The sequence below is a fragment of the Arthrobacter sp. 2762 genome (assembly GCF_040548745.1).
Lineage (GTDB): Bacteria > Actinomycetota > Actinomycetes > Actinomycetales > Micrococcaceae > Arthrobacter.
The window spans coordinates 147,558-162,139 of the sequence record NZ_JBEPSI010000004.1 but is presented as its reverse complement, the minus strand read 5'-3'; the positions used below and the strand labels follow the sequence as shown (position 1 = coordinate 162,139).

General features: G+C 60.0%; 10 protein-coding genes. 4 read left to right on the top strand and 6 right to left on the bottom strand.

All coding sequences use genetic code 11. From position 1 onward, the window contains the following. The first annotated feature begins 80 nt into the window (after positions 1–80). Positions 81–1,235: a hypothetical protein gene (locus ABIE18_RS09260; protein WP_499722420.1), complete on the top strand. Its 1,155-nt coding sequence runs from the start codon at positions 81–83 to the stop codon at positions 1,233–1,235. A gap of 275 nt (positions 1,236–1,510) precedes the next feature. On the opposite strand, the gene ABIE18_RS09255 is transcribed toward ABIE18_RS09260, so the two are convergent. From ABIE18_RS09255 to ABIE18_RS09240, 4 genes are all read right to left on the bottom strand, one after another. Further along, positions 1,511–1,864, bottom strand: coding sequence for a hypothetical protein (locus ABIE18_RS09255; protein WP_499722418.1), 354 nt, complete (start codon positions 1,862–1,864; stop codon positions 1,511–1,513). Between the two features lie 61 nt (positions 1,865–1,925). Further along, positions 1,926–2,723: a type II secretion system F family protein gene (locus ABIE18_RS09250; protein WP_499722417.1), complete on the bottom strand. Its 798-nt coding sequence runs from the start codon at positions 2,721–2,723 to the stop codon at positions 1,926–1,928. Next, positions 2,720–3,577 carry a type II secretion system F family protein gene (locus ABIE18_RS09245; protein WP_499722415.1) on the bottom strand — a complete coding sequence of 286 codons (858 nt, stop codon included), beginning with the start codon at positions 3,575–3,577 and terminating at the stop codon, positions 2,720–2,722. Before ABIE18_RS09245 ends, ABIE18_RS09250 begins: the two co-directional genes overlap by 4 nt. Next, positions 3,577–4,800 (bottom strand): ATPase, T2SS/T4P/T4SS family, encoded by a 1,224-nt coding sequence (locus ABIE18_RS09240; protein WP_431115691.1) that lies wholly within the window; start codon positions 4,798–4,800, stop codon positions 3,577–3,579. The genes ABIE18_RS09245 and ABIE18_RS09240 overlap by 1 nt, the downstream gene beginning before the upstream one ends. Before the next feature lie 796 nt (positions 4,801–5,596). Here ABIE18_RS09240 and ABIE18_RS09235 point away from each other — a divergent pair. Together ABIE18_RS09235 and ABIE18_RS09230 are read left to right on the top strand one after the other, a co-directional pair. Then, positions 5,597–7,807 (top strand): GH25 family lysozyme, encoded by a 2,211-nt coding sequence (locus ABIE18_RS09235; RefSeq protein WP_499722644.1) that lies wholly within the window; start codon positions 5,597–5,599, stop codon positions 7,805–7,807. Between the two features lie 248 nt (positions 7,808–8,055). Beyond that, positions 8,056–9,402, top strand: coding sequence for a hypothetical protein (locus tag ABIE18_RS09230; protein ID WP_499722413.1), 1,347 nt, complete (start codon positions 8,056–8,058; stop codon positions 9,400–9,402). A 77-nt stretch (positions 9,403–9,479) separates the two neighbouring features. Here the strand turns inward: ABIE18_RS09230 and ABIE18_RS09225 are convergent, their stop codons facing one another. Further along, positions 9,480–10,016 (bottom strand): hypothetical protein, encoded by a 537-nt coding sequence (locus ABIE18_RS09225; protein ID WP_499722412.1) that lies wholly within the window; start codon positions 10,014–10,016, stop codon positions 9,480–9,482. Between the two features lie 86 nt (positions 10,017–10,102). Then, complete coding sequence (locus ABIE18_RS09220; RefSeq protein ID WP_499722411.1) at positions 10,103–10,909, bottom strand: Rv1352/Rv1906c domain-containing protein; 807 nt, start codon at positions 10,907–10,909, stop codon at positions 10,103–10,105. 324 nt (positions 10,910–11,233) lie between these two features. Here ABIE18_RS09220 and ABIE18_RS09215 point away from each other — a divergent pair, with 324 nt between their 5' ends. Then, positions 11,234–14,566, top strand: a complete 3,333-nt coding sequence (locus ABIE18_RS09215) for a chitobiase/beta-hexosaminidase C-terminal domain-containing protein (protein ID WP_499722410.1) — start codon at positions 11,234–11,236, stop codon at positions 14,564–14,566. Positions 14,567–14,582: the final 16 nt, after the last annotated feature.

Here is a 14,582-nt window from a genome sequence, read left to right as displayed (position 1 = left end):
AGAGTAGCAGCGGGTCAGCACTCTCGGTCGCGGGTGCTCTCTCCAGAAATGTGTCAGGGCCAACGACTACGCTTACATTCGTGAGTGATCCTGTTTATAGCCTGTCATGGCCGCGCGCCCTGTTCGTCTGGGAAGCGCACCGCATACTTCAAACCGCTTCGGAATCCGAACTCCGCTCCTGGACTGAGCATCTCCTCAGGGAAGCCTTCGAAGATGAAGGAGTGGCAGAAGCGTTTGTTGCCACAATATCCGCCCAGGAGGCCGCTGCAACATGGAGCGTACCCGCCCCATCGGTCCATCCCGTGCGGCCGTGGCTGCAGGCCCTTATCAGCGATGAAGCCAGAATGGCGCCCTACCAGCCACCGGTCTATTTCGCCGAGCGCCACTCCGGTGGACACATCGACCTAGAACCGGACAGCCGCTACACCTTCGCAGAGGAATTCGTTGAGCTCCTGAACACGATGTCTTCGGAGGGCTACTTTCCAAAAATCCTGCCGAAGGTATGCGAGGACAACTGGACGGAACCGATCGACGTCGCACGGGCAATCCGTCGAGCAACGAAGCAAGTCGTCGAGTGGCCTATTTCGGCGACTGATGCAAAGTTCCTGCCGGAAGTGACTGTCTATTCCCTTGTCGAGTACTTCAACGATCAGGCCCAGCGCCCGAGGAAGGCTGAGTGGCACAACTGGAACAATTGCGGCTTTGACTACCTAGACTTCAACCGGGAGTCAGGAGGCGCCGTCTACCGCTGGCGCGTTAATACTCTTCTTAGTCAGCACAAGGCGCCGCTGATGTTGGGCTCCGTGGGCCAGGAGCGAGGCAGGCTCGTTCACTCCTTCAGCCGAGAGCAAGACGCGCTCTTAACGCAAGAAGTTGAGAACCGAATCGAAAAACCTACTGATGAGGTCGCACACGCCATCCGTATGTTCCGCGCGCGCAACGCTAACAACATCGACAAACGAGCCGCTTTGGCTCTCCTCTACAAGCGGTTGGAGCCGAAGAGGAGGTATCTAGAGACCAAGACGACTAAGGGGGACGTCGAGGACATCTTCAACATCGCTAACAGGTATCACATTCGTCATAGCATAGGTAAACAGTTCTACGAGGAGCGGGCGGAGTACCTCGAATGGATGTTCTGGAACTTCCTGTCGATGGTGCGATTGCTAGATGCGCTAGAGGCCAAGGCTCAATCCGATGCCGATCAAGAACAGAAGAACGTGGCGCCTGTCCTATAGACATGGCCAAACCTGTCCGCCTGGCCAGCTCGGCTGACCGGCGTCTCACGAGCAGAGCTACTGAATCGCTTTTCCGCCCAGCAATCCGAAAAAGGCACCTGTGCCGGAAGTCCACCCCGCCGAAGCTATGGTCATGAGCGTTCTCACGTCGGCTGATGGATCTTGAACGAAGAGAACTAAGCCAAGGTATGTGACGCCCGAAGTTGCTGTCAGGCCGAGGACGATCTTGGCAATGAACTTAAAATGCGACGTGATTTCGGACTCGCCTTCCGCACTCACTCAGCGCTCTCCGTCATAGCAGCTCGCTGAGCATGTTTTCCGGCGTGGGTGGCTTCCTGTGGACCCATAGCCGCCTTTGCAGCATCACCCAACATCGTTATGACCACCGTATTGCCCTCAAATGTTATCTTCGCCATTTCTTCTGACGTTTTCGCGTACTCCCTGAACACAGCAGTAGTCTTCCCCCACTTCGCTGGAGCCCTGTCTACGGTTTTGGATGTGACCGAGACCGAGTCTCCGGACGTGAATATGGACTTCAATACGTAACGGAAGGATTTTGACAGGGAAGCGAACCCGAGCACCACGAAGGGAAGAACGGCCACCGTAATCGTTGTCGCCGGATCTGTCATTGCGGGCATTCCTTCTCAAGTAGCTGTCAGATGAGTATACCCAGCGCGATATCTGTTCGTCTTACATCCAAACGTTTGGCGCAGCCAGTCGAGGTGACCATTGCACGCGCTCCACGGCCACCACTAATCCGTCGACGAATCGGACGAGGGGCGGCAGTTGTGTTCGGGCAGAGAACGCCTGAAGTGCTTGGACCAGTGACTTTCCTGATCTCGTATCGGCCAGAACCGCGGCGAATTCTTTGGCGAGCTCGCCGGTGGAGGTACGGGAGATCCTGTCCATCGCACCCACTGCGCTCTCTCCGGCGGCGACGGCCAGGGCCATGAGTTCGGCAAGGCTGGGAAACTCCGCGAGAATCACCGATTCGCGGCGTTTAATCTTTTGGCCAAGCACGAAATCGCGGAGCACGTATCCACAAAAGGCAGCCCCGATGACCGACACCAGTGATGGAAGCGGGCTGAATCGTCCGGAGGCAGCACCCAGCCCTACGCCGATCACGGCAAGCAGGAAGCCGCCTGCGGCCCACACCAGTTGCTCCGCCCTGAAATCCACCACGCTTTTCGCGGAGCCGGCTCGAGCGAGTCTCTTTCGCAAGGCTGGGCCGCCACTGTTAAAGCGGGACAAGTAGCCAATTCCGTCCTGGATAACGGGGCGGAGGATGCGTTCCAATGGTCCAAAGGGTGTCAGATTATGCGTAGGCGCCCGGAGGAGGCGCGACTCGAGATTCTGCGACTTAAGCTGAGGGTCAATGCGCTCCGCGAAGGTCCGGCCACGCATGAATGGAAGCCGCACCAGGATCAACCATGTCCCTCCGCCCAGGAGTAATCCGAGGAGTGCTGCGGTGGCGGTCGAAGTGCTCATCGCAGGACCCGTTCATCCTCGGGTAATGCACCAATGCGCAGCATGACTGCGTAACACAAAACCGAGACAAGAAGTCCGCCGAGCAGCACCACGGCCCCGATTCCGGAGTTGTAGGCAAGCATGGCTTCAGGTCTACCGGCCATGACCACCAAGACTATCCAGGGTGCTGCGACAGCAAGCCGGGCACCGTTTACGGTCCAGGACTGCCTGGCCTCGAGTTCGCTGCGCGTCCGGGCGCTTTCCCGAAGAAACCCGGCCAACGTACCCAACATGCGCCCAAGGTCGGAGCCACCCACTTCCCGCGTCATGCGTAGTGCCTCGATGATCCGGTCAGCCACCGGATCTGCCAGGCGGTCCTTGAGTTTGTTTACAGCCGCATCGAACTGACCGCCCGACCTATAGTCGGCACCAAAATCCAGGAACAGGCCCCGCAGTTCGTCCGGCCCGTTGTGCCCAAGTTGGATCAAGGCCTCTGGCAAAGCCAGGCCTGCGCGAATGGCGGATCTGAGGTGGTCAACAACATCGGGCCACAGTTGGCGGAGGGTGGCACGGCGTTTCCGCGCCCGTCGACGCACGAGGCCAAAAGGAATCCAAGCGCCAAAGAGTCCGAAACAAAGGCAGACGGGCAATGACGCGGTCACAACGAAGAACAGGAGCATCGCAATGACTCCGCATCCAGTGCAACTGAGAAGGAGGCCCGCACCAGTGACCTTTTCTATGCCCGCCGAGAGCAAGAGAAGTTCCAGCCGTCGTGGCCGGGGTTCCCTGGCCCGGACGTCTGGCGGATGCTCCCAGGTGGACCACCAGATAAGTAATGCTCCACCGCCGCAAAGGATCCCCAATAACGGGGCCATCAGTTCAGCTCCAGCAGCGCGGCCACATCAAACCCAGCCACGGCAAACTTTTCGACCGCCGGCATGGAGTTGGCTTTGGGCTGCAGCTGCCCTTCAAGCATGCGGAACACCACCGAGGATTCGATGACCCCGTTTTCCACGCGGCGCCCCAACGACAGGATTTCCGTTACCTGCCTGCGCCCATTGGCCTGCCGGGCACAATGCACCACCAAGTCAATGCACGAGGCAACTGTGGGAAGGACGAATGCACTGGAAATGTTCGCCCCGGCCAGCAAAGGCAGGGTGCAAATCTTGGTGACGGCGTCATGGGCCGAATTTGCATGGACTGTGCACATGCCAGGCAGCCCGGAATTCAACGCAATCAGCATGTCCAGGCTTTCGGCTTCGCGGACTTCGCCAACCACCAAGCGGTCAGGTCTCATGCGAAGGGCTTCCTTAACGAGCCTTCGCAACGGAATTTCTCCATGACCTTCCAGGTTCGGTTGCCTGCATTGGAGACCCACGACGTCACGCAGAGGGAGTTGCAATTCAAAGATCTCTTCAACGGTTACTACGCGCTCACGTGAGCCAATGCTTGCTGCAAGGCAGTTCAACATAGTGGTCTTCCCTGCCTGGGTGGCACCGGAAACGAGGATGTTGAGTCCGCTTGCAACGGCTGCACCAAGGAACCTGGCAGATTGGGGTGTGAGGCTTCCCAACTCGACGAGATGCTCAAGCCGGTTCGCCCTGGCGATGAACTTTCTGATGTTGACAGCCCAGTGCTTCCTGGTCACGTCCGGAATAGCAACATGCAACCGTGACCCGTCCGGCAGGGCCGCATCCACGAACGGTGACGACAAGTCCAGCCGCCGCCCCGAGCTCTTGAGCATCCGTTCGACGAGGTCCCGGATTTGCTGCTCGCTCAGGGTGATTCCCGTCAGCTCGGACTCCCCATTACGCGCGACATAAATTTCGTGGGGCGCGTTGATCCAAATTTCCTCAATTCCAGGATCATCCAGGAACGGCTGCAGCGGACCGAATCCCGCTACGGCATCAAAGACGTGCCTGCGGGCGGTTTCCAGATGTCCCAATGGCGGAAGAGGTCCAAGGAGAGCCCTTTCGTCATAGTCGTTGACCGCGTCCTCAACCAAGCGTCGGACTTCTGCGGTCTGTTCGAAGGGGTCCAAGCCGCGGCGTCTGATAAGTTCGCGGACCTCACCCTCCACAATCCCAACGGCCTCCATATTTCCCCCAAAAACCTTCGTGTCCATATCCGAGAGGCGTATCTCGAGTGACCTACGCTAAGGGAGCCGTTATCGAGGGCCAAGTCCTGCTTGGGGGGTTGTGGATAACTATTGGAACAAGAGTCCCTTCAGCATCGCCTGTACCACTAGTCACTCCAGTTTCCGAATGTTAGGGTAAAGCCCGTTAGGAGCTGGCCTTTGGTCCCATGCGCAGGCGCCCGCCCCGGAGCTTGTCAGCAAGCCACACCATGCGCCGCTGAACCGCGGCACAGGGCCGGAATTGGATATGACAAGAACCCCCATAGAGACGGTCCGTCGCATGCCGCTTGCAAGGACTGGAATCGCCCTTTGCCTGGTCCTCCTTGCAGGGACTTTTCCCGGCGGTCCTGCATGGGCGGAGGATTCCGGCCCCCGGCCAGCGCCAGCCCCCATCGCCGAACAGACGTCGCCAGCGCCGAGTCCACTTCTACCATCGACGGACTCCGGGGCCGTCCCCGAGGACAGCGCCCCGCCGGTGACCAACCAGTCGCAGGTGCCCACCGCCGTCGAGCCTTCACCTGCTGTCGCTCCGCAGCCCGCCGTCGGCCCCGCTGTGGACGATCCAGCTGCGCTGCCAAACACCAAGGTGATGCCTGGCAATGCTCCGGATGCCGAGACCATGAAGGCAGCAATGCGCGCGGCGATTCCTGCGGGCGGGGCAGAAATGGGTCAGCGCTCACCCAGGGTCATAGCGGCAAAGCAAGGCAGCGGAAATTCAGGGCCTGCTGGCGCACGCACAGTGGGACAGGTGGTGCCGATGGACGCCGATCCAGGTCACTGGAGGCCAACCATCGGTATCCATGGACAGGACGTCAGCGCGCACCAGGGCAACGTCGACTGGCAGAGCCAATGGAACGAAGGATCCCGCTGGGCTTACGTAAAGGCCTCCGAGGGCAACTATTACCTGAACGAAAACTATGCACAGCAATATAACGGCTCCCGCAACGTCGGCATGGTTCGAGGCGCCTATCACTTCGCCATCCCCAACTGGTCTTCGGGTGCGGACCAAGCGAGATACTTCGTGGCAAATGGCGGTGGATGGACAGCGGACGGTTACACGCTTCCTCCTGTCCTGGACATCGAATACAACCCCTACGCCGGACGTACCATCAACGGCTTCTACTTCGGCAACACCTGCTACAACATGTCCAAGGCACAACTTGGACAGTGGGCTGCCGATTTCGGCAACACGGTCAAAGCCCTGACGGGGCGCTTTCCGGTCATTTACAGCACCACGGATTGGTGGAATACGTGCGTGGGAAACTCCACGTTCGGGAGTTACCCGTTGTGGATCGCGTCGTACTGGAACAACCCCACGAATTCTCCTGGATCTTTGCCCGCCAGCTGGGGCGACTACTCCATGTGGCAGTACAGCAGCACCGGGCCGTTCGAAGGTGATTCCAACATCTTCAACGGCAGCTACGATCAGCTGCGGACCTTCGCCCGTGGTGCCTCAGCCCCTTCCAACCCATCCATCAAGTCCGGTGCCGACCTCCTGGCTACAAGTTCAACCGGCAGGCTCGATGCATTTCCGGCCGACGGAAGTGGCCGGATCACTGGTCCCGTGGCCATCGGTTCGGGGTGGACCGGTGCAAAATCGCTGTACGTCGTCGATTGGAACCAGGACGGCGTCCAGGACATTCTTTCGCAGTGGTCCGACGGGACGCTGAAGGTCTTCCGCGGTGCTCCTGGCGGCAGCTTCTATGCTCCCATCCAAGTCGGTTCCGGCTGGCAGGAAATGTCCCTGACCGTCGGGTGGTGGAACTCCAAAGACGGCTATCCGGGCGTAATAGGACAGGACTATCTGGGCAATCTGTACCGGTACCCCAACACAGGAGGTGGAGCGCTGGGGGCCGGGGTCCTGATCGGGACCGGCTTCAACGGCCACCAGTTGAACCAGATCGACTTCGACGGCGACGGTAGCCAGGACATTGTCACGCGCACCTCTGACGGCACCCTTCGCCTGTATCGTTCGAATGGCTTGGGTAGCTTCCTCAACGAAGCCGCCCAAGTGATCGGTTCCGGATGGAATGGCATGACGTCGGTAAGTTCAGCAATCGGCTTCAGCGGTGCCGGGTCCCAGGGACTCCATGCCCGCACCGCCAACGGTGACCTTTACTATTACCCAGCCGTCTCGGGTTCGTGGGGTGACCGCAGCCTCATCGGACTGGGCTGGGATGACGCGATCCGGATCAGCGACGCTCCCCTGGATGTTGAGACAACACTCGGCATCGACCAGGAAGATGTGGTCGCGGTCCGCGCCGATGCCAACCTCTACCGCTATCCCGGTACGGGTACCACTGCGCTACTGCCCGAGGATCTCATCGGAACAGGGTGGGCCGGCCTGAAAGCCGGGTTCGTCACGGATTGGAACGGAGACGGCGCCCTGGACATTGTGGCGCAGTGGTCCGACGGCCGGCTAAACGTGTACCCGGGCAGGACCGGCAGCGGCTTTGGGGCCCCCATCGCCCTCGGCAGCAATTGGAAGGACTGGACGCTAAGTGTTGGGACGTGGAAGAAGGCCGATGCACATCCCGGAATCGTAGGATACGACTCCACTGGTCGCCTGTACTACTTCAGCAACCCCACTGGAAAGACGGTGTCCACCGGTATCTCCATCGGAGTCGGTTGGACTGGCCTGGACATAGTTCAAATGGACTTTGACAAAGACTTCAATGCCGATCTCCTGGCAAAAAACGCAGCGGGCGATCTGAAACTGTACCGTTCCAACGGCACCGGCAACTTCATGCAGGAAGCAGCGGGCGTGGTCGGAACAGGTTGGAACGTCATCACTAGTTTCGGTGCAGTCCGTGGATTTGCCGGAGCAGGCTCCAGCGGTGTCATAGCCCGGACCACCCTGGGTGAGCTGCGGTACTATCCGGTGGGTTCGAACAGCTCGTGGGGAACACCAACACGGATCGGCACGGGCTGGAATTCCCTGACGATTCTGGCACCAGCGGCAAAATAGTACCCACACAGTCCACTTTCGAGGGCCCTTCCGTGGAAATCTTCCATGAAAGGGCCCTCCCTTGATTCCGGCACAGTGCCATGTCCGGGCGGGCGATAAATATCGCCCGGGAGCGGCCAAAATTCGGGGATCACATGGTCTAATGAAGGTGGTCTCACGTATTGGCTGTTCAGCGCATTTTGGGATACGGACTTTGTTTGGGGGCAAGCGAAGATCACCCGTTGCGCACAATCAAGGAGTGATCTTTTATGGCGTTTAGAGTTGGAACTGCAAGCGCTGACATTACGCCGTCGCTGAGCACCAATCCGTATATGGCCGGATATGGCACCACCGATGGCGGACGCGAGGCCACCAGCAGTTCGCCGTTCGAGCCCCTCTATGCTCGGGCAATCCTCATCTGGGAAGACGCACATCCCCACATCATCATCTCGTTGGATGTTCTGGCACTGCCTCGGGCCATGCATCAACGGATACGCGACAGGATCATTCAACTCGCCGATTGGTCCAGCAGCGACATCCTGATCCAGGCGACACATACGCACAATGGTCCAGCACTGATCGACACGTTGCATCCCTTCATGGCGTACGGGTTGGCAGATCTTGGGTTGGTCCGCTCGTACAGTGACGACCTGGAAGACACGATCGTTGACCTTGCCCAGGAAGCCCTGAATGCCGATGAAATTGCGGTGACTTTCGACTACAAAGTCTCAACACAGAATTTTTCCGCGAACAGAGTGGGACTTCCCTACACAGAAACGGCCGTCCCCATTCTGGTGGCCAGGCGGGGCAACGGCACACCGGCGGCTGTGATTTTCAGCTACGGCTGCCACCCCATCAGCGCGGGTTTGCGCACGCTGTTTGACGGAGATTTCGCTGCAGGCGCCTGCAATTACATCGAGAACCGTAACCCGAATTGTTTCGCTATGTTTGTCCAGGGACCCGCCGGGGACCAGGACCCTGGAGGGGTACGCAGCTGGGAACTCAGGGACCAGCACGGGGACGCCCTTGGGGCAACCGTCAATTCAAACATGCAGTCTGCCGGCAGAGCGCTCAGCGGCCCCATGGTGACGCGCTACCAGGAGGTCCAGCTTCCCTTGGACATCACCCCCACCGCGGGCAACCTCGCCTCTGTACGTGCCGCCTACGTTGCCCGCTTGGCAAACCCCAACGGCCAGCCGCAGTGGTACCAACGTCACGCCCAGGTCATGATCGGACGCATCGACAGCAATAGCTACAAGACCGCGGTGCCATCCCCGTTCCAAGTGTGGAAGTTCAACGGAAGCCCCCAGCTGAAGATCGCCATGATCGGCGGCGAGCTCGTCAGTGGATATGGGGCGTATTTCAGGAGTCGCAACGGCGGGACCAACGGCATTATCGTCGGCGGATATGCCAATGAGTCCTGCTGCTACATTCCGAGCAATGAATTTTTTGCGCCGAATATGCCACTTGGCAGCTATGAGGGCGGCTGGGAGCCGGATTTCCCAGGAATTGCTGGTGGCTCAATGACCGTCTACGGACATCTGGCCCATTTCAAGGCGGGTACGAATGGCGTGGAAACCACACTTATCAATGCGATGAATACTTTGCTTGCCTGACCCGATGGACTGCGTGAAAGGCGCGGACCCAAGAGGGTCCGCGCCTTTCCGTGTCTGCCCTCCTGGGAGCCGCCTACCTATCCGGACACTGCCGTCTTAAGCCACTTGGTGAGCACAGCCGCCTGCGGCGCCAGCGGAGCAAGTGTCAGGGCGCCTTTCACAACAGGAACCCCATAAGCGGCGAGCGAGGCTGCGAGCGTCCTGGAGTCCGTCCGGGTGCATGCCTTAATGATGCGCAAGCACAGAGCGGAGGCGTCGCCGGGAACGGCACCCGCTGCAAGGGCGGCATTGACGGCGGCCGTCTCCTCCGGAGTCAGGATATGTGGTCCTTTTCCGACATAGTCAACTTGGCAGTCGGTGACGTGCATGTACCGCGTAGATGCCCAGACCTCTTCAAGGCTCGAGAACTTGCCTATGAGGCTGCCATCGGCCGCCGTACACGTGAATTGATAACGGGTCAGGGGTTCCGGACGTTCCCGGGGGATTTTGTCGTCGTTCGCGACCACAGGCGCCATAGCAAGTGCGGCTGGTTGGGAAGTATCTACATTGGTTCCTGAGCAACCGGCCAAGGCAATAGCTGCCACGCCGAGCTGAAGAACACTGCGCCTGCGCATGTCCACCGAGGGATCCCCACTTCATTCGGATGCTCCCCAGCTCCGCATGCATTGGTTATTCGCCCCAAGCCGTTTCCGGCTGCGTCTTAGTACATCTTCCCCCAAATTCCGCATTTGTCACTAGTAAAGTTTTGGCCCGCAGCAAGATCGACGCCTTCGCCCGCCGCTGGAAGTCCTCCCTCCGCGGCAATGGCACCCCCTGCGCCGGCGATGGACCACCTGCAATCCGCTGCAGACGGGCCTTGCTTGACGACTTGATATTTGCCAGGTTGCACCGAATCGCCCACCAAATGGCTGCCATCAGCCATCCTTGAGCCCTCGGCCCAGGCTGCGATGATTTTGCCCTGCGGAGCATCCGCGCAGAGTGAGGCCGCAGCAAGCAACGTCCCGTGTCCGGCTTCCTCAAATCCTCCCGGACCGCTTTCATCACTGACCCGCGTGCAGAGGCGGAGGACGTCCAACAACACTGCCAGGCCACCATCGTCGCCCGGTCCTTGTGGCGCCGCAGTCGAAATTGCTTCTGCTTCCCGCGGCGTTGGCTCGAACGGATCCGTTCCGGTGTAAGTGACTTCGCAGGAGCCCATCCGCGTGTAGTTAGTGGCAGCCCAGACCTCGGCGAGACTCGACAACTGGACTTCCGGCGAGGCGTCAAGGCTTGTGCATCGATAGGCGTAGCGGCCAGGTTCATCACCGTCGCCCAAGGGCTCGCCGTCACCCGTGGTGCCACTACTGGGAACCGTCGACGGCGAGGGGCTGGGCTCCGCTGTGGCGCTGGTGGTTGCGGTGCCGGTTGTTGTCGAGGAGGTACTCGTTCCCGGGGGTGGTTGAGGCGATGGAGTACAGGCGACCAACAGCATCACCAGCGGCACCACCATCGGAAACAGTCTGCGCATTGTGACCTCCACCTCAATCGTGCGGGGCTGCGATTGCCCGGTCAAGACATCGGGAAGGGCGAAAGTGGACCAAAAAAATGTCCCGCATCGAAAAGTACCTAGTGACAAATGTGAAAATTGGGGGAAGATGTACGTAGACGCAGCCGGAAACGGCGTGGGGCGAATAACCAATGCATGCGGAGCTGGGGAGCATCCGAATGAAGTGGGGATCCCTCGGTGGACACGCGCAATCGCAGTGTTCTTCAGCTTGGTTTGGCGTGTCTTGCCTTCGCCGGTCGCTCAAGAACATCTCATGGAAACTCCCATCCCTCCTCCCTCAGCGGGATGGTACGGCATCGCCATAAACTCACCGCACTGATCGCCTCCGCGAGCCTGGCAACAGCAGCGCTCACAGGTGTATTCACAGCGGGGGCTGCCAACGCCGACCAGGCCCGCCAAACCGTCGCCGTGGGTCTCACGAAGGCCGCCGGTTCGGTGGTGGATCCGGCCGGAAGGATCTGGGTCTCAGACGCGCGTGCCGGATTCTGCCGAGTGACCGAAGCTGCGGGCGCTACACCGGGCGGCCTCGAATCAACCACCTGCCTCGGGGGCAGCCTGACTGGCCATAAAAAGGGCCCTGCATTAGCCGGAACTCCTGCCATGATTGATCCGTCGCCTGCCAATCACGGCTCGGGCGACGAAATCGCGTTCATTCCGGATGCCGCCGTCGGAAGCTCCGACGTAGTACGCGCAGTCTGGAACCCGAACGCCGGAGTGTTCGACTACGACGGTGCGTTGACCATCTTCGACGGCGACCTCCGTCCGAACGCGGTCAGTGACGGCCCCGATGGCAACATCTATTTGTCGTTCGCAAATGCCCGGTCGATTGTGAAGATCGTGGATCCGACGGCCCTCCATCCGAGCATCGAATCAATCGCTTCGGTTAACTCAAGCTCCTTGAGCCTTGCCGCCACGCACCGCAACAGTGCCGGCAACGTAGTGGTTTATGTCGCTGAAACCTCAGGACTGACTGTGTTCACCGCACCCGAGGACGGAGTGCTGACCAACTTCGTACCAGCACCGCTCTATAACGTCGGCAAGCCGACGGCCATCTACTACGACTGGCAGTCGCCCTTGGTGCTGTACACGGGAACCGGTGGCGGAACCACCACGGCCGACGCCGGCAAGGACACCGTCTCGCGTATCGACCTAAGCACCGACACCGTAACCAACCAATGGGCGCTCGGTTTCAGCAAGATCGGTGGACTGAACATGCGCGACGGCAAGCTCCTGCTCATGGAAGACCCAGGTCAGCTGGATCCTGCCAAGCCAACCCAGCAGGGCAGGTTGCTCAGCCTCGGTGGCGTCGTACCTTCGATCGTGAGCGGTCCGACGGCGGCTAACGGAACCCAGGCAGCAAACCCGGCGTTCACCAACGATTCCACTCCTACTTTCACTGTGGCCTCAACGCCTCCGGGCGGTGCCCTTGAATGCAGTCTCCAATTGAGTACCGCAACACCTGTCTGGCAAGTGTGCACGAGTGGAACGTTTACGCCTGCAACCGCCTTGACCAACGGCGCCTACACATTCTCCGTTCGTGCGGCACCAACAGGGCTGCCCGTATCCCGGGCATTCACGGTTGATCTGGCTGCCCCGGCCGCCCCGGTGATCACCTCACCCGCTGCTGGAGCTACAGTCAACGGTTCGCCTGTCCTGGGCGTGACCTCGGAGGCGGACTCCGTCCTGTCCTGCTCGGTCGATTCCACCACCATTTTCACGGCCTGCAGTAACGGCTATGTCTTCAACCTCACAACCGCAGGACAGCACGTCCTACGGGTCCGGGCGACAGACATGGCAGGCAATATCAGCACCGTGGCTTCGGTGACTGTTACCACCGACCTGACCGCACCGCAGGTGTCCATCAGTTCTCCTGCAGAAGGCGCAACAGTGGGCATCTCGCCGTCGTTCGTCTTTGCCTCAACGTCCACTGACGTTGCCGGTTTCAGGTGCAAGCTGGGCGCCAACGCCTTCACAGCGTGCACATCGCCAAAATCCTATGCCAACGTACCCAATGGTCCTGTCGCGTTCACGGTGGAAGCCATGGACAACGCAGGGAACACCTCCACCGCAACCAGGAATGTCACTGTCTTCGCTGCCGACACCACCCCACCTGTGGTCTCTGTCGATCCGGCCGGAGGAACGTACGGGGCAAACAAAACCATCAGCCTCGCGGTGAACGAAGCAGCTACCATCTACGTGACCACCGATGGCACGACGCCGACAACGTCCAGTCCTGTCTACTCGGGACCGATCGCGTTGACGTCGTCGATGACGTTGAAGTACTTTGCACGCGACACCGCGGGCAACTCTTCAACGGTAGCGACCCAGACGTACGTCATTGACAACACTGCCCCGGTTCTGACGGTTGCACCCGTTGCCGGAGCCTACGCATCAGGGCAGCTTGTCACCATGACTTCCAGCGAACCTGGAAGCATCTTCTACACAACGGATGGCACCACGCCCGCTACTGCAGTGGCGGGAAGCACGAAAGCATACTCGAGTCCATTCGCACTCACGGCTAACACCACCGTAAAGGCCCTTGCTGTGGACGCGTATGGAAATGCTTCTGCAGTCACTACCAGCGTTTACACGGTCTTGGACACCACCCCACCGGTGGTAACCGCAACTCCACCTGCGGGCAGTTACCCGGTGAACCAGCAGATCACCCTCACGGTGAATGAAGCGGGTTCGAGCATCTACTTCACAACCAACGGGACCACTCCGACTGCCACAGCCGCCAACAAGTACTCCACAGCAATCACGCTGACGGCCGCGATGACCTTGAAGTACTTCGCGGTGGATCCGTCCAACAACAGTTCGGCGATCATCAGCCAGGCCTACACCGTGACGGCGCCACCGGCCAACACATGGAAGGACTACACCGGTGACGCAAAGAACGACGTCGTGGCACGCGACAATGGCGGCACGCTATGGCTTTACCCGGGTAACGGCAGCGGTGGTTGGTTGACGCAACGTTCGCTGGGAACTGGTTGGAACTTGCTGAACGCGATCGTTCCCACCAAGGACTTCAATGGTGACGGACGAAGCGACGTCCTGGCGCGTGATACCAATGGCGTCCTCTGGCTCTATCCCGGAAACGGGGCCGGCGGGCTCCAGCCCAGGGTGCAGGCCGGCACGGCTTGGTCGGGCATGACGCTCATCCTCGCGCCAGGGGACTTCAGCGGCGATGGCAAGGCCGATGTGTTGGCGCGGGATTCGGCTGGTGTCCTGTGGCTGTACCGCGGAAACGGTACTGGGGGCTTTGTATCAAGCGCCCAGGCTGGCACTGGGTGGAACTCCATGACGGCCATCCTGAGTACCGGCGATTTCAACGGCGACGGCAAGACCGATGTCCTGGCCAGGGACACGTCGGGGATCCTATGGCTCTATCCAGGCAACGGTACCGGCGGTTGGCTGAGCAGGGTCCAAGTTGGAAGCGGCTGGAGCGGGATGACTGCAATCCTGGGCCCCGGCGACTTCAACGGAGACGGCAAGAACGATGTCCTTGCCCGCGACTCCGGTGGCAACCTCTTCCTGTACCCCGGCAACGGAACATCAGGATGGCTCTCCCGGAGCCAGGTCGGGTGGGGCTGGGGAGGGTTCACGTCGCTCCCCTAGCAGCAAGGACGTGACC

Excerpts from the sequence above, each read along its gene's own strand:
- ABIE18_RS09255 (WP_499722418.1), bottom strand. The coding sequence starts at position 1,864 with ATGACAGATCCGGCGACAACGATTACGGTGGCCGTTCTTCCCTTCGTG.
- ABIE18_RS09250 (WP_499722417.1), bottom strand. The coding sequence starts at position 2,723 with ATGAGCACTTCGACCGCCACCGCAGCACTCCTCGGATTACTCCTGGGC.
- ABIE18_RS09245 (WP_499722415.1), bottom strand. The coding sequence starts at position 3,577 with ATGGCCCCGTTATTGGGGATCCTTTGCGGCGGTGGAGCATTACTTATC.
- ABIE18_RS09240 (WP_431115691.1), bottom strand. The coding sequence starts at position 4,800 with ATGGAGGCCGTTGGGATTGTGGAGGGTGAGGTCCGCGAACTTATCAGA.
- ABIE18_RS09235 (WP_499722644.1), top strand. The coding sequence starts at position 5,597 with ATGGACGCCGATCCAGGTCACTGGAGGCCAACCATCGGTATCCATGGA.
- ABIE18_RS09230 (WP_499722413.1), top strand. The coding sequence starts at position 8,056 with ATGGCGTTTAGAGTTGGAACTGCAAGCGCTGACATTACGCCGTCGCTG.
- ABIE18_RS09225 (WP_499722412.1), bottom strand. The coding sequence starts at position 10,016 with ATGCGCAGGCGCAGTGTTCTTCAGCTCGGCGTGGCAGCTATTGCCTTG.
- ABIE18_RS09220 (WP_499722411.1), bottom strand. The coding sequence starts at position 10,909 with ATGCGCAGACTGTTTCCGATGGTGGTGCCGCTGGTGATGCTGTTGGTC.
- ABIE18_RS09215 (WP_499722410.1), top strand. The coding sequence starts at position 11,234 with ATGGTACGGCATCGCCATAAACTCACCGCACTGATCGCCTCCGCGAGC.